The 17,118-nt window shown below is 74.2% G+C and carries 17 protein-coding genes and 7 tRNA genes; 13 read left to right on the top strand and 11 right to left on the bottom strand.

The annotated features are described in order from the left end of the window. Positions 1–30: 30 nt before the first annotated feature. On the bottom strand, positions 31–1,377 hold the full coding sequence (locus tag PSQ21_RS04370) for a serine/threonine-protein kinase (RefSeq protein ID WP_274029076.1): 1,347 nt from the start codon (positions 1,375–1,377) through the stop codon (positions 31–33). A gap of 662 nt (positions 1,378–2,039) precedes the next feature. Here PSQ21_RS04370 and PSQ21_RS04365 point away from each other — a divergent pair. The 3 genes from PSQ21_RS04365 (at position 2,040) to PSQ21_RS04355 (ending at position 4,120) form a co-directional block, all read left to right on the top strand. Then, on the top strand, positions 2,040–2,246 hold the full coding sequence (locus PSQ21_RS04365) for a hypothetical protein (RefSeq protein ID WP_274029075.1): 207 nt from the start codon (positions 2,040–2,042) through the stop codon (positions 2,244–2,246). Between the two features lie 426 nt (positions 2,247–2,672). Beyond that, complete coding sequence (locus tag PSQ21_RS04360; protein WP_274029074.1) at positions 2,673–3,725, top strand: phosphotransferase; 1,053 nt, start codon at positions 2,673–2,675, stop codon at positions 3,723–3,725. Positions 3,726–3,790: 65 nt separating this feature from the next. Next, the gene (locus tag PSQ21_RS04355) at positions 3,791–4,120 is read left to right on the top strand and encodes a TFIIB-type zinc ribbon-containing protein (RefSeq protein WP_274029073.1); all 330 of its coding nucleotides are present in this window, start codon (positions 3,791–3,793) and stop codon (positions 4,118–4,120) included. A 114-nt stretch (positions 4,121–4,234) separates the two neighbouring features. On the opposite strand, the gene PSQ21_RS04350 is transcribed toward PSQ21_RS04355, so the two are convergent. The 5 genes from PSQ21_RS04350 to PSQ21_RS04330 all read right to left on the bottom strand — a co-directional run bounded on the left by PSQ21_RS04350 (position 4,235) and on the right by PSQ21_RS04330 (position 4,698). Next, positions 4,235–4,309 (bottom strand) — tRNA-Val (locus PSQ21_RS04350). A 23-nt stretch (positions 4,310–4,332) separates the two neighbouring features. Then, positions 4,333–4,404 (bottom strand) — tRNA-Val (locus PSQ21_RS04345). A 36-nt stretch (positions 4,405–4,440) separates the two neighbouring features. Then, positions 4,441–4,512, bottom strand: a tRNA-Val gene (locus PSQ21_RS04340). A gap of 1 nt (position 4,513) precedes the next feature. Next, positions 4,514–4,587, bottom strand: a tRNA-Cys gene (locus tag PSQ21_RS04335). Positions 4,588–4,625: 38 nt separating this feature from the next. Then, positions 4,626–4,698: transfer RNA gene (locus PSQ21_RS04330), tRNA-Gly, on the bottom strand. A gap of 143 nt (positions 4,699–4,841) precedes the next feature. Between PSQ21_RS04330 and PSQ21_RS04325 the strand changes: the two genes are divergently transcribed. The 3 genes from PSQ21_RS04325 to PSQ21_RS04315 all read left to right on the top strand — a co-directional run bounded on the left by PSQ21_RS04325 (position 4,842) and on the right by PSQ21_RS04315 (position 7,616). Then, on the top strand, positions 4,842–5,900 hold the full coding sequence (locus PSQ21_RS04325; protein ID WP_274029071.1) for a chorismate-binding protein: 1,059 nt from the start codon (positions 4,842–4,844) through the stop codon (positions 5,898–5,900). Beyond that, complete coding sequence (locus PSQ21_RS04320; protein ID WP_274029069.1) at positions 5,897–6,718, top strand: aminotransferase class IV; 822 nt, start codon at positions 5,897–5,899, stop codon at positions 6,716–6,718. The genes PSQ21_RS04325 and PSQ21_RS04320 overlap by 4 nt, the downstream gene beginning before the upstream one ends. 61 nt (positions 6,719–6,779) lie before the next feature. After that, entirely contained in the window at positions 6,780–7,616 is an 837-nt protein-coding gene (locus tag PSQ21_RS04315; protein ID WP_274029068.1) for a GNAT family N-acetyltransferase, read from the top strand. Positions 7,617–7,714: 98 nt separating this feature from the next. Here PSQ21_RS04315 and PSQ21_RS04310 read toward each other — a convergent pair whose 3' ends face one another. Continuing rightward, positions 7,715–8,233, bottom strand: coding sequence for a DsbA family protein (locus tag PSQ21_RS04310; RefSeq protein WP_274029066.1), 519 nt, complete (start codon positions 8,231–8,233; stop codon positions 7,715–7,717). A 166-nt stretch (positions 8,234–8,399) separates the two neighbouring features. Between PSQ21_RS04310 and PSQ21_RS04305 the strand changes: the two genes are divergently transcribed. Together PSQ21_RS04305 and PSQ21_RS04300 are read left to right on the top strand one after the other, a co-directional pair. Beyond that, a complete protein-coding gene (locus PSQ21_RS04305; RefSeq protein ID WP_274029065.1) occupies positions 8,400–8,879 on the top strand; it encodes a hypothetical protein in 480 nt (159 codons plus the stop codon). A gap of 163 nt (positions 8,880–9,042) precedes the next feature. Then, positions 9,043–9,198 carry a hypothetical protein gene (locus PSQ21_RS04300; RefSeq protein ID WP_018960484.1) on the top strand — a complete coding sequence of 52 codons (156 nt, stop codon included), beginning with the start codon at positions 9,043–9,045 and terminating at the stop codon, positions 9,196–9,198. Positions 9,199–9,234: 36 nt separating this feature from the next. Here the strand turns inward: PSQ21_RS04300 and PSQ21_RS04295 are convergent, their stop codons facing one another. Then, positions 9,235–9,819, bottom strand: a complete 585-nt coding sequence (locus PSQ21_RS04295; protein WP_274029064.1) for a CGNR zinc finger domain-containing protein — start codon at positions 9,817–9,819, stop codon at positions 9,235–9,237. Positions 9,820–10,088: 269 nt separating this feature from the next. Next, a complete protein-coding gene (locus PSQ21_RS04290; RefSeq protein WP_003959770.1) occupies positions 10,089–10,502 on the bottom strand; it encodes an SsgA family sporulation/cell division regulator in 414 nt (137 codons plus the stop codon). Positions 10,503–10,692: 190 nt separating this feature from the next. On the opposite strand from PSQ21_RS04290, the gene PSQ21_RS04285 reads away from it, so the two are divergent. Then, on the top strand, positions 10,693–11,148 hold the full coding sequence (locus tag PSQ21_RS04285; RefSeq protein ID WP_274029062.1) for a TIGR02611 family protein: 456 nt from the start codon (positions 10,693–10,695) through the stop codon (positions 11,146–11,148). Positions 11,149–11,202: 54 nt separating this feature from the next. After that, positions 11,203–11,274: transfer RNA gene (locus PSQ21_RS04280), tRNA-Val, on the top strand. A gap of 110 nt (positions 11,275–11,384) precedes the next feature. Here the strand turns inward: PSQ21_RS04280 and PSQ21_RS04275 are convergent. Beyond that, positions 11,385–13,982, bottom strand: coding sequence for an SCO7613 C-terminal domain-containing membrane protein (locus PSQ21_RS04275; protein WP_274029061.1), 2,598 nt, complete (start codon positions 13,980–13,982; stop codon positions 11,385–11,387). A gap of 140 nt (positions 13,983–14,122) precedes the next feature. On the opposite strand from PSQ21_RS04275, the gene PSQ21_RS04270 reads away from it, so the two are divergent. Continuing rightward, positions 14,123–14,194, top strand: a tRNA-Val gene (locus tag PSQ21_RS04270). A gap of 65 nt (positions 14,195–14,259) precedes the next feature. Here the strand turns inward: PSQ21_RS04270 and PSQ21_RS04265 are convergent. Beyond that, on the bottom strand, positions 14,260–14,985 hold the full coding sequence (locus tag PSQ21_RS04265; RefSeq protein ID WP_274029060.1) for a 3'-5' exonuclease: 726 nt from the start codon (positions 14,983–14,985) through the stop codon (positions 14,260–14,262). A gap of 227 nt (positions 14,986–15,212) precedes the next feature. Between PSQ21_RS04265 and PSQ21_RS04260 the strand changes: the two genes are divergently transcribed. Both PSQ21_RS04260 and PSQ21_RS04255 read left to right on the top strand, forming a co-directional pair. Continuing rightward, entirely contained in the window at positions 15,213–15,809 is a 597-nt protein-coding gene (locus tag PSQ21_RS04260) for a DUF4365 domain-containing protein (RefSeq protein ID WP_274029059.1), read from the top strand. Further along, positions 15,809–17,062, top strand: a complete 1,254-nt coding sequence (locus tag PSQ21_RS04255) for a hypothetical protein (protein ID WP_274029058.1) — start codon at positions 15,809–15,811, stop codon at positions 17,060–17,062. Before PSQ21_RS04260 ends, PSQ21_RS04255 begins: the two co-directional genes overlap by 1 nt. Positions 17,063–17,118: the final 56 nt, after the last annotated feature.

The following is a 17,118-nucleotide window of genomic DNA, read 5'->3' as shown; positions in this document are numbered from 1 at the left end:
CGCGGGCAGCCCCGGTCGGTCCCGGCGTCGTCAGGACGACTGCCACGACTCCCGCACGGCGTGCGTCTGCGTCTGCGGCGCCCGGTACTGCTGCTCGATCCCGGCTCCGGCTCCCGCTCCGGTCCCGGTGCCGCCCAGCCCGCGTGCCGGCCCCTGGCAGCCCTGCGCCGCCGCGATGCCCAGCGCCACCAGCAGCGTCACCACGACGAACACCACCAGCCGCTGGCGCAGCAGTCGCGGATTGGCCGGACGCCGCCCCGCCGAGGTCGTGCGGCCCCCGGGACGGGTACCCGGCCGGCCGTTCGTCCCGGCCGGGGGGCCCTGCCGCTTCCCGGAACGCGTCGTGTCGCGCGATCCCTGCCGAGGCCGCGAGCCACCGGTGCGCGGGGGCCCCGAACGCGCGGGCGCGCCCCGCCTGCCCGGCTGGGGGCGGGAGCCGGACGGGCCCTCCGAACGGCGCGTTTGCTGATCGGCGTACGGATCGGCCATCCGGCCGGTCGGCCGGTCGGCGTCCTGGGCGGAGCGCTGGAGGGGCGGCCGGCTCTCGTGCAGCCCCTGCGCCTCGCGCGCCGCGATCTCCTTGAGCCGCATGGACAGTTGCAGCGTGCTGGGCCGCTCCTCCGGGTCCTTCGCCAGACAGGCGCGCACCAGGGGGGCCAGCGCGTCGTGCACATCGTCGAGCTGCGGCTCCTCGTGCACGACGCGGTACAGCATCACCTCGGAACTGCCGTGCCCGAAGGGGGAGTCGGCCATCGCCGCGTACGCCAGGGTCGCGCCGAGCGAGAAGACGTCCGTCGCAGGCGTCACGGCCGCGCCCCGGACCTGCTCGGGTGCGAGGAACCCGGGCGACCCCACCGCCGTACCGACGTGGGTGAGGGTGCTCGCCCCGGTCGCCCAGGCGATGCCGAAGTCGATGATGCGGGGGCCCTTGGGGGAGAGGAGGATGTTCGACGGCTTCAGGTCGCGGTGGACCACCCCCGCCTCGTGCACCGCCACCAGTCCCTCGGAGAGCGCGGCCCCGATCGAGGCGACCTCGGCGGCGGCCAGCGGGCCCTCCTCGGCGACCTTGTCGTGCAGCGAGGGGCCGGGCACGTACTGCGTCGCGAACCACGGGCGGTCCGCCTCCAGGTCGGCGGCGACCAGCCGGGCCGTGCAGCCGCCGCGGATCCGCCGGGCCGCAGACACCTCGCGAGCGAACCGCGAGCGGAACTCCTGATCCTCCGCCAGGTCGGGCCGGATCACCTTGAGCGCGACCCGCTGGCCGCGCCGGTCGGAGCCGAGGTAGACGACGCCCATACCGCCCGCGCCGAGCCGTCGGTGCAGCCGGAACGAGCCGACGAGACGCGGGTCCTCGCGCCGGAGCCGCATCATCGCCATCGTCTGCCCATCCCCGCTGCCTGGTCCGCCTGACGAGGCACAGCTTACGTACCCCGCGCCCGGCGCGCTCAGAGGCCGCGCCCTCGCCGGGGATTCGATTGTCCGTGCCGGGCGGGAGAGGTGAAGAGGCGGCGGGGCACGGCGGATCCGGGCCCCGCGGCCGGTCGGCCCACTCAAAGTGCCCCCGGGCAAGGGGGTTTGGATCACCGGGGAAACCCCGGGCCGCGGCCGCCGCGGAGGCCGCGACCGCCGCCCGGGCCCACCGGGTGGCGGTGCCCCGAGGGGCCCCGGCACGGGGGCGGCCGCCCGCCGGGAGCGGTGGGCGTGAGTGAAGTCACCCGGCGCACGCGTCCGGGATGTCGGCGCACGCGTCCGGTAGGAGGTCGCCGCACGCGTCCGGGAGGCCGGCGGGCGCGTACCGGAAGCGAGCCGGACAGCCCCCGGCGTCCCCTCCGGGAAGTCCCCCACCCCCGATGGTCCGTCTCCACCCAGGGGAGTACGCCGGTCGACGACGGCTCATCCTCCGGGAGGCCCGGGATTCGGTACGCGGGCATGACGCCCTGTGTGGGCCGGTTACCTAATGTTGAGGTCAAGCGGCGGGCGCAGCACTCGTCCCCCGAGGTCACACGCCCGTCGCTCCCCATCAGGTCAGGAGAGGAACCATGTCGGACACGGCAACGCGGACGGTGGTCCGTACGCAGGGGCGCAGGGCGTACGCGGCGTACGGCGCCCGTTCGTCCGGCACCCGTCACCCCTTGGTGGCGACGGCGATGGTCCTTCCCCTGGCGACCCTGCTCGCGGTCGGCTTCGGCGGCTGGGAAGCGGTGGTCACACAGGCGTCGTCCGTGGCGGTGATGCTGGGGCGCTGAGCGGCGCCCGGGGTCCGGAAGAGCGGTCCGGACCCACACATCCGGCCAACAGCCCCGTGGGGACGGGGGTGCGGCGGACGGCAGCGTTTGTCCGGTCAGCTGGGGAGCTGACCGGGCATCGCGCTGTCCGGGCCCCCGCTCTTGCCGTTGCCCCGCAGGGCCGGCACACAAGCACCGGCGCCAACGGTTTCAGGGCCGATGCTCCGGCCGGCCCGGAGTTCCGGGGTGGGGTGTTCCGGCCAGGCGGTTCTCCTCGGCCGTTCGGACCGGCGTTCGGCTTGGCGTTCGGACCGATGCACCGGTGCGATGTTCCGGCCCGGCCCGGCCCGGCACCTGCTTCCGGACCGGTCGGTTCCCGGGCCGGCTCCTCGCGTTACGCTCACGGCGGGACCGGTGCCACGGCCGGGCCGACCGCCGGGGGAGCTGTTGACCACCACCCAGACCTCAGTCGTCCATGACCTGGGCACCCTCGCGCATGGCCTCTCCCACCCCGCCAGGGCGCGTTGCGTGTGCGGGCCGCCACAGGTCCTCGCGGACCGGCCCGACGGCACGGTGGTCCGCAGTGGCGCGATCGTCGCGAAGGCCCACGCCGCCGACACCGACCGCGAGGCGCTCGCCGCCCGGATCGCCCTGGCCGCCGCCCCGCAGCTCACCGGGATCCTGCTCCCGCCGCTCACCGCCCCCGGGCACTCCCGCGCCGTCCCGGGGCGACCGGGGCACTCCGGACACCCCCGGCGGCCGGTGACCTCCGACGACCGGCGCCCGGAATTCCTGGAGCGCGCCACGCCCGCCCCGCGTCCGGTCACGCTCTGGCCGCTCGGCGCGCCCGTCGACCCCACCGACCCCGGGGCGGCCCCCTGGGCCGAGGCCGCGGCGCTGCTCGCCCGCCTCCACCGGACGGAGCCCCCGTTCCGGCTCCCGCCGATGGGCGGGCCGGCCAAGGCCGCGCGGGCCGTCGCCCGGATGCGCGCCGCCCTTCCCGGCGACCCGGCCGTCCTGCCCGTGCTGGCCGGCTGGCGGACCCTGCCCGCCTGGGCCCGGGGCGAGGCCCCGGCACCCGCCGGAAGGGGCGGCTTCCTGTGCCACGGGGACCTGCACCTCGGCCAACTCGTCCGCCATCCCGCTCCGGACGGGCCCTGGCTGCTCATCGACGTGGACGACGCGGGGGCGGGCGATCCGGCCTGGGACCTCGGCCGGCCCGCCGCCTGGTACGCGGCCGGACTCCTGGCTCCGGAGGACTGGTTGGCCTTCCTGGACGCCTACCGGTCCGCCGGGGGGCCCGCGGTGCCCGCCGACGGGGACCCCTGGCCCGAACTGGACGTCCCGGCCCGCGCGCTGACGGTGCAGACGGCGGCCCTCGCCCTCGCCAAGTGCGCCACGGAGCAGCGGGATCCCGACGAGCTCGAACAGCTGATGATCGAATCCTGTGCCCGAATCGCTACGTTGCCGCCCGAGTTGACCGCCGACCACGCGTCGTAGGGTGAACGGACCGCCGCCGGGCAGACATTCCGGCGACGGCACAACGAGGGCGAGGAGCCGAGCCGATGATGCAGTGCCCGAAGTGTCACGCGCAGATGAACACGTACAACCGCAACGGCGTTCAGATCGAGCAGTGCAGCGGTTGCCGGGGGATATTCCTCGACTACGGCGAGCTGGAGTCGCTGACCCGTCTGGAGTCCCAGTGGTCCCAGCAGGCGCCGCCCGCACCTCCCGCCCCGCAGGCCTACCCTGCTGCGCCCCCCGCCCCGCAGGCCTACCCTGCAGCGCCCGCCGCCCATGCTCCCGCCTGGGGCGCGCCGCAGCACGGCGGGCACGGTGCGCACTACGGCCACCACCGTCAGAAGGGCTTCGGCCGCATGCTGTTCTCGTCCTGAGCGCTCCTCCGGGACCCGGGGGAACGGGCGGCCGCCGCGCCACCGGGTCCCGGAGGGCGGCGGCCCATACGACGGAAGAACCCCCGGCCTGGAGACGGCCGGGGGTTCTCAACGTGGTGCGCGATACTGGGATTGAACCAGTGACCTCTTCCGTGTCAGGGAAGCGCTCTCCCGCTGAGCTAATCGCGCGGGGCGGATCTGCGTGTACTGCGTGCGCGATACTGGGATTGAACCAGTGACCTCTTCCGTGTCAGGGAAGCGCTCTCCCGCTGAGCTAATCGCGCGGGGATCCTTGCGGACCGATGATCCTTGCGGACCAGTGGACGATACTGGGATTGAACCAGTGACCTCTTCCGTGTCAGGGAAGCGCTCTCCCGCTGAGCTAATCGTCCTTGGAGGTGGAGACGGGATTTGAACCCGTGTAGACGGCTTTGCAGGCCGTTGCCTCGCCTCTCGGCCACTCCACCAGGGATGGGGGCTCGGGAAGAATCCCCCACCTTCTGCGAGCGGACGACCAGGTTCGAACTGGCGACCTCAACCTTGGCAAGGTTGCGCTCTACCAACTGAGCTACGTCCGCTTGTCCTAACGGCCCGCTTGCGCGTCCCGGCGACGTGTTGAACTCTAGCGGATTCCTGGGCCAGCACAAAAACGCGTTTGTGCAGCGTGCTGCGGTGACTCGCCCCGGCGCAGGTCACTGCGGACCGTCCTAGACTCATTCGCGTGTCCGACCTCGCCCCCTTGGCCCGTTTCGACGGCCTCATCGCCTCCGGTCTGCAGGATGTGACCCACGATCCCGCGGCCCTTGACTCATCCGGTTTCTGGGCGGTATGCGCCGATTTCGAAGGGCGTACCGTCTGCGCCCGCTTCTCCGACGTGCGCAAGGAAGCGGTGCCCCCTCCCGCGCCCGGAGCGTGGCGAGGGCCCGCCGTCGGGGACTGGACCTCCTCGCTGGACCGTGACGCCTACACGGCGGGCGTACGGCGGATCCGTGAACACATCGCGGCGGGCGACGTCTACCAGGCCAACCTCTGCCGCGTGCTGTCCGCACCGCTCCCCGGCGGCGGGGCCGGGGCCGACGTCGATGCCCTCACCTCCCTGCTCGCCCGCGGCAACCCCGCCCCGTACGCGGGAACGATCCGGCTGCCCGGCCACGGCGTCGAGGTCGCCACCGCGTCGCCGGAGCTCTTCCTCCGGCGCGACGGGCGGATCGTGGAGTCCGGGCCGATCAAGGGCACCGGCCGGACCGAGGACGACCTGCTGGCGAAGGACCACGCGGAGAACGTGATGATCGTGGACCTGGTCCGCAACGACCTGGGCCGGGTCTGCGCCACCGGAAGCGTGAGCGTGCCCGATCTCTGCGTGGTGGAGAAGCACCCGGGTCTCGTCCACCTCGTCTCCACCGTCCAGGGGCGGCTGGCCGGGGGAGCGGGCTGGCCCGAGCTGTTCTCGGCGGCCTTCCCGCCGGGCTCGGTCACGGGCGCTCCGAAGTCCAGCGCGCTGCGGATCATCGCCGAGCTGGAACGGGCCCCGCGCGGGCCGTACTGCGGTGCGGTCGGCTGGGTCGACGCCGACCGGGGGACCGCCTCCCTCGCGGTGGGCATAAGGACGTTCTGGATCGACCGGACCGGGTCGGCGGCGCTGCTGCGGTTCGGGACCGGGGCCGGGATCACCTGGGGGTCCGACCCGGAGCGCGAATGGGACGAGACCGAGCTCAAGGCCTCCCGGCTGCTCGCTGTAGCGTCGGGCGCGTATCCGGAGACAGGAAGGACCGCGCTATGAGGATCTGGGTCAACGGCGGACTGCGGGACGCCCACGACGCCCGGCTGTCGGTGCTCGACCACGGGCTGACCGTGGGCGACGGCATCTTCGAGACGGTGCGTACGAGCGAGGGGCGCCCCTTCGCGCTGACCCGGCACCTCGACCGGCTCACCCGGTCCGCCCGGGGGCTGGGCCTGCCCGACCCGGACCACGACGAGGTCCGGCGCGCCGCCGCCGCGGTCATCGACGCCAACCCCGTCGCCCTGGGGCGCCTGCGGATCACCTACACCGGCGGGCTGTCCCCGCTCGGCTCCGACCGGGGAACTGACGGGCCGAGCCTCGTCGTCGCCCTCGACGGGGTGAGCCGCCGCCCGGACAGCACGGCGGTGATCACGGTCCCCTGGACGCGCAACGAACGCGGCGCGCTCGTCGGCCTGAAGACCACCTCGTACGCGGAGAACGTCGTCGCCCTGGCACGGGCGCGGGAACGGGGCGCGTCCGAGGCGCTGTTCCCCAATACCGCCGACCGCCTCTGCGAAGGCACCGGCTCCAACGTGTTCGTCGTCCTGGACGGCCGCATCCACACCCCGCCGGTGGCCTCCGGCTGCCTCGCCGGGATCACCCGCGCCCTGGCCGTGGAGTGGACCGGGGCGGAGGAGACCGACCTGCCGATGGACGTCCTCGCCGAGGCCGACGAGGTGTTCCTGACCTCGACGCTCCGCGACGTCCAGGCGGTGCACCGGCTGGACGACCGCGAGCTGACCCCGGAGATCGGGCCGGTGACGGCGAAGGCCATGCGGATCTTCGCCGAGCGGGCCGGGGACGACCTCGACCCGTGAGGGGCCCCGTCGGCCCGGAAAAGAGAGTGACGGGGCGTCGCGCAGGGGATAGACACCCTTGATGACCACGACACTCCGGCCGTCCGGGCCGCTTCAGCAGGGCGCCGACGGTGCGCGGGCCCGCACCTACGACGTGTGTGACAACGGGCGGCGCGTCGGCTCCGTCGCGATCAGCACCGACGACGCCTTCGGCGCGACCGCCGGGGTGCTGCGCTCGCTCGACGTCGAGGAGTCCCGGCGCAGACGCGGCCGGGGCACCATCGCCGCGCTCGCCGCCGAGGAGGTGCTGCGCGGGTGGGGCTGCACCCGGGTGCGGGTGGAGGTCCCCGCCGACAACGACCCGGCCCGCTGCCTCGCGGCCGCCCTCGGCTACACCGAACGCAGCCGCAACATGGTCAAGGACCTCGGCCCGGGAACCTCCCCGCTCCCCGGGGGCCTCACCTCACGCGCGATGAGCGAGGAGGAGTTCGCCGTCTGGCGACGGGACGCGGTACGGACGTACGCGCAGGACTGGATCGACCGTGGAGTGCCGCCCGAGCAGGCCCGGCTCAAGTCCGAGGCCGACCACGCGGCCCTCCTGCCGGACGGACCGGCCACCGGGGGCGTGAGCTTCCGGGTGCTGGTGCACGGGGGCGAGGTCGTCGGCCATGTGTGGGTGGCCCAGCGGGAGCTGCCGCCGGGCGGCCCGGCCGGATTCGTCTTCGACGTCGGGGTGCGCGAGGAGCACCGGGGCCGGGGCCACGGCCGGGCCCTGATGCTGCTCGCCGAGGACATCACCCGGGCCTGGGGCGCGGACCGGCTCGGCCTGCACGTCTTCACCTCCAACACCCCGGCCCTGCGGCTGTACGAGTCCCTGGGCTACACGACGACGCGGTACAACCTGGCCAAGGCGCTGTAGCGGCCTTCCCGGGGCCCGGCCGATCCACGGGGCGGGGCGCCGCCGGTCCTACCGGCCGCCACCGGTACACCTGCCGCCGCCTCTCCGCGGATATAGGTCTACCGGTCCCGTGCGGCCAGGACGCCGTCGACGATCTCCTCGATCCGCTCGCGCAGTCCGTCCTGGCTCTTCCCGCCGTCCAGCCGCTCGTCGCCGATCACATAGGTGGGCGTGCCGGTGACGCCGATCGCCTTGCCCTCCGCCTGGTCGGCGTCGACGATCAGCAGATGCCGGCCGTCGATCAGCGCGGTGTCGAACTCCTCGGCGTCCAGGTCCAGTTCCCGTGCCACGTCGAGGAGCACGGGCTCGCCCGTGCGGCCGAGATCGGCGGTGCGGGACAGCAGGGCCTCGATGTACGGCCAGCCCTTGCCCTGGTCCGTCGCCTCCTCGGCGGCCTGGGCCGCGGCGTAGGCGTGCTTGTGCTTGTCCAGCGGGAAGTGCCGCAGCCGGATCTCGACGCGGTCCCCGTACCGGGCGCGCAGCGCGCGCACATCGTCGAGGGCGCGGTGGCAGTCGGGGCATTCGAGATCGCACCAGAGGTCGAGGACGACCGGTGCCGCGGGGGAGGAATCGCTCATGGGCCCAGTCTCTCAGGCCGGGCGGACGGGCCCCCATCGGGACCGGGCCACCCCCTGGGGAGGAGTCCGGCCCTGAAATGTCCCTGAGGTGGGCGACCGCCATGGCCCCGACGGCGGTCGCCGGTGCAGGATGGAAGGGACGTATCCCCTGCACCTGGAGGCCCCGATGCTTGCCGAGACCATCTGTTCCGCGGTGTCGGCGGCCGGCCTGGGCATCGCCGCGGTGACCGCGTACCGCAAACGGTTCCTCACGGCCACGAGGATCGCCGCCTACTCCCTCGTCCCGGTCGGGCTCGTGCTGACCGGGGTCGTCGAGTGGGCCGCGGGGATCGCCTTCAAGCCGAGCGTCTGGCTCGGCTTCGGGGTGCTCGGCCTCTCCTGGCTGCTGTTCATGACCACCCGCGCCATCGAGCGTCGAGGCACCACCACCCGGGCGGAGCGCAAGGCCGCGAGGGCGGCCCGGCGGAATGACGCGGTGGCCCCGGCCGCGTCCGCCCCCTCGCTCGGTGCGGGCGGTACGGCGGGCCCCGCGGCTTCGGCCGCGAAGCCACAGGCGCAGCCGAAGCAGAAGAAGAAGCAGGAGGCCGCCGCGCCCGGCGACGACTTCAGCGACATCGAGGCGATCCTCAAGAAGCACGGCATCTGAGACGCCCGGCCGACGGGCGGAGGCGCTCGGGCCACCGGCTCGAATGCCTGACACCGGCCCGTACGCCGGAGCGATTTTTGATGGCCACGGGACGGTGAACTCCCGGGGGAATGACACGGGTTGATCGCCAATCGGCCCGCGGGTGCGTCATGATCACCCCGAGATGGTGGACACTTCCCGGGGCGACGCCCCCGCACCCCCCGCCGAAGAGCCTCGCGGCTGTCTCTTCGCGCTCTCCCAGCCGCCCCTGATGATCTTCCTGACGGTGATCGGGGGCCTGCTGCTGATGGCCGCCCTGCACGATCTCTTCCTGCTGTGACACATCGCGCCGCGGTGCGGGGCGGCGGCCCGGACGTCAGCCGGCGGCTTCCTTGCGCCGGGCCCGGTACGCCGCGACGTGGAGCCGGTTTCCGCACGTACGGCTGGAGCAGTAGCGGCGGGAGCGGTTGCGCGACAGGTCGACGAACGCGTGCCCGCAGTCCGGCGCCTCGCAGCGCCGCAGCCGCTCCTGCTCGCCCGCCACGATGATGAAGGCCAGCGCCATGCCGCAGTCGGCCGCCAGATGGTCGGCGATCGAGGCGTCCGGGGCGAAGTAGTGCACATGCCAGTCGTAGCCGTCGTGGTCGGTCAGTTGCGGGGTGGTCCCGGCGGCCGCGACGAGCCGGTTGACCAGGTCGGCGGCGGCACGGGGGTCGGGCGTCGCGAAGATCTCGGCGAAACGGGCCCGGACGTCGCGCACGGCGGTCAGGTCCTTCTCGCCGAGCGTGCCGACTCCGCTGATGAGATGCCGCTCCGCGAAGGCGTACAGCGCGGCGACATCGGCGAGACCGTCCTCGGATCCGCCCGCGAGTCCGTCCCGCGGCGGCTCGCTCTCCGGTGCGGTGTTCACCAGATCGACCACCGTGTCGAGGGCGATCCGGGTGTCGTGAGGGATCAGCACGCTTCGCTCCCTGGCCTTCCGGCGGGCGGGCGCCTGCCGATGGCGGCTGACTCTACTGGCTCGGCCCGCCGGCGCCAGGCCCGGTGCGGGCCCCGCGGGGAGTGGAACGGGCCCCTCCGCCCCTGGGAGGAGGAGCCGCGTGGGCCGGGCGCGCCGACGCCGTCGTCGCGGTGGATTCCGCGACGACGGCGCCGGTGTCTGCCCTATGCGGTTGTCGGCACGACGCCGTCGCCCCGAGTCGGACGGCGTCGAGCGGCTCTCTGCCTGGCTCAGCTCTCGGCCAGGATGTGGGAGAGCTCCGTGTCGAGATCGAAGTGACGATGCTCGGTGCCGGGCGGAACCGCGGCGTCGGTCCTCTTCAGGAATGACTCCAGGGCTCGTGCCGGGGCTTCGAGCAGGGCTTCTCCCTCTGGGGAGCTCAGTGCGATGCATACGACGCCTTGACCGTGACTACGAGATGGCCAGACGCGGACGTCTCCGGTGCCGGTGGGCCGGTGCAGCCCCTCGGCAAGGAGGTCGCGGGCGAATACCCATTCGACCGTCTCCTCCGCTCCGGTGTGGAAGGTGGCGTGCACGGCATAGGGATCGGCCGTGTCATACCGCAGGCCCGCGGGTACAGGCAGTGAGGACTCGCTCGACACAACGAGGCGCAGGTGCAGCTCGCAGCTGACCGTGGTGTTCATAAGCGCCAGGGCCTTTCGCTCAGTGTGCGCTCGGGGATTCGCACGTCGGCGAAATCGACATGCCACCTACGGTGGCGTTGTAAACCCCTCTGACCCATTTGTGATGCTTCGGGTCCCTCGCTCAGCGGCGTGTAACTTTGAGTTATGCGCCCATTCCAGTGACGAAGACAGGTCGGGTAAGTTGAGCTTCATGAACGCGGAGAGTGACGAGCGGAGCGAGGTCGCCGAGCAGGCGGCCCCGGCATCCGCCACGGGGGAATCGGTCCGGGCGGAGCGTGAGCTGGGCTCGCGGGCGCCGGGCTTCGTCAAGGCGTCGAAAGCGCTCCATCTGAGCTGGCAGGTCGGCGTCTTCATCGTCGGCCTCGGCGTGGTGATCGCGGGCGCGCTCATGCTGGTGCTGCCGGGCCCCGGCTGGCTGGTGATCTTCGGCGGTATGGCGATCTGGGCGACCGAGTTCGTCTGGGCCCAGCTGGTGCTGCGCTGGACCAAGCGCAAGGTCACCGAGGCGGCGCAGCGGGCCCTCGATCCCAAGGTCCGGCGACGCAACATCATCCTCACCACGCTGGGGCTGGTGATCATGGCGGTGCTGGCCGGGATCTATGTCTGGAAGTTCGGGCTCGCCATGCCGTGGAAGATCGGCGAGTAGGCCGGGGACGGTCCAGGGGCACCGCTGACATGGGGTAATGTTTGCGGTGCGCCCGGGCGATTAGCTCAGTGGGAGAGCGCTTCGTTCACACCGAAGAGGTCACTGGTTCGAAACCAGTATCGCCCACCCGGAACAGAGGGCCCGGGAGACGGATTCCGTCTCCCGGGCCCTCTGCGTTGTCCGCCGATCCGGTCCGGGGGCCCGCTGGTGGCAGCGGGCCCCCGGACCGGCCCGGCTCACCGCATCCGCCCCAGCGTGTCCTTCAGCCGGCGGGCGTCGCGCAGCCGCTGCTCGTACGTCGCTCCGACCACCAGCAGCAGCAGCCCGGCCAGGGCCGGCGGCAGCCAGCGGGGCAGCGCACCCGCCACCTGCACCACGTACGGCGCCAGCTCGTGCAGCCCGTCCAGCGCCAGCACCGCCCCACCGAGCAGCAGCAGCGCCTGGAGGCGGTGACGCGCGCCGAGCAGCGTGATCACCAGCGCCGCCACCCCCAGCAGCAACGGCCGCAGCCAGTCGGTGTCGGTCCAGGCGACCGCCAGGCTCGGCAGCAGCGTCGCCGCGAGCCCCGGCCCGTACGCCGTCCACGACGAGACCTCCGGGGCCCCGCGCCGCCGCAGCACTCCGACCACCAGCGCGGGAACGGTCACCGGCAGCGTGTACGCCTCCGGGACCGACACCTCCGAGGCCACCAGCCGCACCCAGGTGGCCAGCACGAACAGCGCCGCCGCCAGGTAGCCCGCCACCGGCCGCCGCTCCGGCCGCACCGCCGCCCCCGCCGCCAGCACCCCGCACAACGCCAGCACCAGGGCCAGGAACGGCGCGTCGGGCACGGCCAGCCCCACAGCGACCAGCGCGCCCACCGCGCCCGTCAGCTCCACCGGCAACGCCACCGGGTCACGCCGCAGCCGTGCCCCGAGCAGCACGGTCAGCGCGGGCACCAGAAGCACCAGGGGCGCGGCCTCGTGCGGGGCGAGGCCCAGGGACCGGCCCGCGAACCCCGTGAGCACGGTGCCGCAGACCACCGCGGCGACCGCGAACACCGCACGCGGCACCTCGCCCCCGGCCCGGACCGCGGCCCCGGCGAACAGCACCGCCAGCGCGCCGAACACCGCGTAGGCGGCCCCCTCGGACGCCAGCGACAGCACCCCGACGCTCACCGCCCCCGACACCGCCGCCACCAGAGCGGTCACCGGCAACGCCGATGCCCACCGGCCGCTCCCGGCCCCCCGGACCGCCAGCGCGAGCAGCCCGGCCACCAGGGCCGTCTCCCCGGCCACCGCGACCGCGTAGGGAACGTCCAGCACGGCTCCGGCCAGCAGCAGCGCACCCCAGCCGAGAGCCACCGCCCCCGCACCGGCGGCCCCGCGCAGGGCCGCCCCGGAAGGCCGGCCGCGGCCGCCCGCCGTGTACCAGGGCATCCCGGCACCCGGCGGCACCGTCCAGGCCGAGCCCGGCGTACCCGCCGCCGCGTCCGGCTCCGGCGTCTCCTCCCGGGCGGTCAACGGCGCCGTGATCCGTACGACCGAGGGCCACCACCGGTGCACCGCCCCCAGCAGCCCGGCCACCAGAGCGAGCACCGGCGGGGCCGCCGCCGACCCCGACCACGGCAGCGTCGTCCCCAGCGTCGACCGGAAGTCCTCCGGCGGCCCCGCCCACACGTCCGGCAGCAGCGTCCCCGGGCCCAGCAGCACCACCGCGAGCGGCCGCAGCGCCCACACCAGGGCGCCGGCCACCACCACGCCCGACGCCACGAGCACCCCGCGCGCCGCGTCCCTCGGGAGCCCCGCCCGTACGACCCCGGTCAGGGCGAGACCGCACAGCAGATACGCGAACACCCGCCAGCCGTCCGACAGCGCCGCGGCCGGGACGCCGCCCACCGCGGCCACCGCCGCGAGGCCCGCCACCGCACCGCCCGTCCGCGCGAAACCCTTCGGCGCGCGCCACGCCCCGGCCAGGGCCGCCGAGGCCGCCGCCAGCAGCAGCGCCCCCGGAGCCGCCGCGCCGAGCGGCCCCGAGGCCGTCGTGGACAGCGCCAGGCCCACCATCAGGGCCGAGAACCCCATCGCCGATCCGCCGACGCACGCCGTGACCCGCACCCCGGCGCCCTTGCCCCACAGGGCGATCGCTCCGTCCAGCACCGCGGTCGCCAGCAGCGCCCACCCGACCACCAGCGCCGGTGCGCCCGCGGCCCACGCCCAGAACAGCAGCGGCCACTGGGCCAGCACCACCGCGACCGGCAGCGGCATGCGCAGCTTGCCGAGCGCCAGCCCGTACGCCGTCCACAGCGCCGCGAGCACCGCCGACGCGACGGCCGTGAAGCCGAGCCCGTCCGTGTCGGGCGCGGCCACCGCGTGGACCGCGTAGACGTCCAGCAGCGTCAGGACCAGCGCCAGGGCCGCCAGCGCCTCGGCGGTGGCCGCCAGCCCCCGCCGCAGCAGCACCGCCGGGGCGGCCAGCGCTCCCAGGGTCGCCGCGGCCAGCACGGCCGCCCGGCCGCCGATCCCCATGGAGCCCCAGCTCACCAGCGTGAACGCGACGGCCGCGACCGCCAGCAGCAGACCGCCCAGCGTCAGCAGGACGTGCTGCGCGCTGCGCGGGGCGGACGGCTGCTTCGGCACATAGCCCCACGGCTGCGCCGGAGCACCGGGCCGGCCGGGCGCGGGCGCGCCCCAGGCCGACGGGTTCCAGCCCGGGGCGGCCGTCGGCGCGGGCGGCCGCAGCGCGGCGAGCAGCCAGGCGCGCCGGGTCAGCAGCTGGGCCCGGCGGGCGTCCAGCTCGGCCAGTTCTCGGTCGAGGCGGGCCAGTTCCTCGGCGGGCGGGGACACATGTTCCATGTACGGGAGTGTGGCCCCGGCCACCCGGCCCGTACATGCGCTCGGATACTCACTTCCCGGCCGTGCCGCCCTGAGTAGAGCCCCACCCGGAAGCGGTTTGAACGAAGCCCGCGGAGCCCTGTATGGTTCAACCCGTTCCCGGGCGATTAGCTCAGTGGGAGAGCGCTTCGTTCACACCGAAGAGGTCACTGGTTCGAACCCAGTATCGCCCACCGGGGAGAGCCGGTCCGCCAGCATCACGCGGACCGGCTCTCGCGTGTTCTGCCCCGCGTACCCCTCATGCCGCCGTCGGCAGCTCCGGGCGCAGCGGCCACGCCGGATCCACCCTCTCCGGCGTCCCGCTCTTCGCGAACCACGCCTCCAGGCCACGCGCCTGGGCCGCGTGCCAGGTCGCCTGAAGGGTGTGCAGCTCGGACGGCGACAGCCGCTCCAGCCGGTCCGAGAAGCGCCGGCACACCGCCCGCACCAGCTCCAGCGAAGCCGTCGCGTCGGCCGCCGCGTCATGGGCGCCGTCGAGCACCACCTCGTAACTCGCGCACAGATCCGTGAGCGTACGGCGGCCCTTGCGGTAGCGGTCCAGGTGCTTGTCCAGCACGCGCGGATCCACGACGCGCATCGGCACCCCGTCCAGATAGCCGGCCAGCGACGACGCCCGGTGCCGCTTCAACTCCCGGTCCAGCAGCGTCAGATCGAAGGGGGCGTTCATCACCACCAGCGGCCGGCCGGTCGCGCAGCTCTCCGTCAGTGCCCGGGCTATCTCGTCCATCACCGGGGCGGGCCAACGCCCGTTGCGCTGAAGGTGGTCATCCGTCAGACCGTGGATCCCCGTCGCGCCCGTCGGGACCGGGATACCCGGATTGACCAGCCAGCGCGTGACGCGGACGCGACCGCCCGCGGTGTCCTGCGCGACGAGAGCGGCCGAAACGATCCGGTCCCGCTCGACGTCCACGCCCGTCGTCTCCGTGTCAAAAGCGGCCAGTGGCCCCTCGAACCAGTGCATCATCCCCGAACTCCTCGCACCCGCACGGCAGATGGAGTGATTCCTCTGCCCGATATCGGTGATACCCGGGCTGTTTGCCTGATACGCCGTTTGCGGGCGGTCCGATGCGGTGACAACACAGGTGAGACGCTGGGAAGTTGCCTCCGGCGTCCGTCGATCCGTCCAGCCCCACGACACCCGTCGGCAGACCATCTGCCATCGATCGGCACGCCCGGAAGGCACACGGAGCCATGGCGCTCGCGCAGCCCGACCCCGGGGGAACCGCCCGCGCCGAGGCCCTCGGGCCGCGGCTGCCGCAGCAGCTCGACACGCCGCTGCGCGGCTCCCTCGCCACCACCGCCTGCATGGAGACCCTTCAGGTGGGCTATCTGCACGCCGTCGCGGCGGCGGCGGGATGCTCCCTGTCCCAGCCCTTCCCCGACAACGGCATCGACTGGCACGTCAGCCACGGCGCCCCGGCCCACACCGTCGACGACGAGGTGACCATCAAGGTGCAGCTCAAGTGCACCTACCAGATACCGCCGCACCCGGCGGGCGGGGCGTTCTCCTTCACGCTCGACAACGCCCACCTCGTGAAGCTCGCCCGCAGCCCGGTGTCGGTGCACAGGATCCTCGTCGTGATGATCGTGCCCCGCAGCCAGGACGACTGGCTGCGTGCCGGGCCCGGGGGCCTCGACCTGCGCCACTGCTGCTACTGGACCAACCTGGCCGGCCACGCGGTGACGGGCCGGCACCGGACCACTGTGCGCATCCCGACCTCGCGGATCTTCGACGACCGCGCACTCTGCGACATCATGGCCCGGGTCGGGGCCGGAGGGAGACCCTGATGCACCGGTCGATGGACGAGCCCACGGGCGGAGCGGGACTGCCCGCCGCCCGCTCGCACCCCACCGCCCGCCCCGGGCCCCCGCCGCTCGCCGGGGCCGGTGAGGCACTGCCCGACCCCGCGGTCATCGGGGCCCTCCTGCGCCGGCACGGCTGGCAGCGGCGCGGGGGAGCACCGGGACGCTACGGCCGCTGGACCCCGCCCGGATCCGCCGCGGGGACGACCAGCCTCCTGGTGCCCGAGAGCGCGGCCCTTCCCGACAGCGGGGAGCTCATCGAGGAGGCGCTTCTCGCCCTCGGCCACAGCGCCGCCCCCTCCGCCCGCGACATCCTGGTCTCCCTCACCCTTCCCAGCGACGAGATCCACTGGTGGCGCGCGGTCCCCGAGTCGGCGGCCGGAGCCGCGGGCGCCGCGGGCTGGACCGAGGCGGAGGAGCTGCGCTCGGCCGCCCGGCAGGTCCTCATGGCCGGGGCCCTCGCAACACACGGCCGGGCCGGCTACCACGGGGCCCGGCACCGCCGGAAGGCACGCGCGGCCCTGGACGACGCCCTGATCGGGCCCGGGGCCGACGGCCGGAGCCTCACCGCGTACGTCCCCGTCGCCTCCGGCCGCGCCGTCGCCGTGCGGCTCTGCCACGCCCTGCACGCCACCCGCGAGGCAGTGGACTACCAGCGGGCCACCGGCGGCATGGAGGCCTTCGACAGCGCGGTCGCGGCGGGCGTCGGCCGGGAGCTGACCGAGGCGCTGATCGCGTTGGTACGCGGCTCCGAGGGGGCCGGGATCGACCTGCGGTGGGCGCCCGCCGCGGGCGCCCCGGACGGCTGCCCGGCCCGCCCCGCGCCCGTCGAGTTCTCCCCGGGCGACCTGCCGGCCCTCCGCGCCGCCGGAGCCCGCTACCTCCGCGACGAACCCGCCGTGCCGGTGCGGCTGACCGGCGCGGTGGTCCGGCTGCGCCGGTCGGGGCCGCGCGGCGCCGGCGTCGTACGGCTACGGGTACTGGCCGGGGCCGAGGTCGCGCACGTCCGCGTGGAGCTGGACGAGGAGGCGTACCGCATCGCGGGCCACGCCCACCTGGTCGGGCTGCCGCTCCGGGTGGAGGGGCGGCTGGAGAACCGGGGCGGCTTCCGGCGGCTCACCGGGGCCTCGCAGGTCGCGCCCGTCCAGGTAGACGAGGCGGAGCGGGACCGGCTCATGAAGGCCCTCCAGGAGAACGTGGACTTCTTCGAGGAGGCGTGCGCGGGGGAGGAGCCGTAGCCCGGCTCGGAAGGCGTTCGCATCGGGGGCGTACGGCTCGGTACGATCCCTATTGC

The sequence above is a fragment of the Streptomyces sp. MMBL 11-1 genome (assembly GCF_028622875.1).
GTDB lineage: Bacteria > Actinomycetota > Actinomycetes > Streptomycetales > Streptomycetaceae > Streptomyces.
The sequence above is the reverse complement of the archived record's forward strand: the minus strand, read 5'-3'. Positions and strand labels throughout refer to the sequence as shown.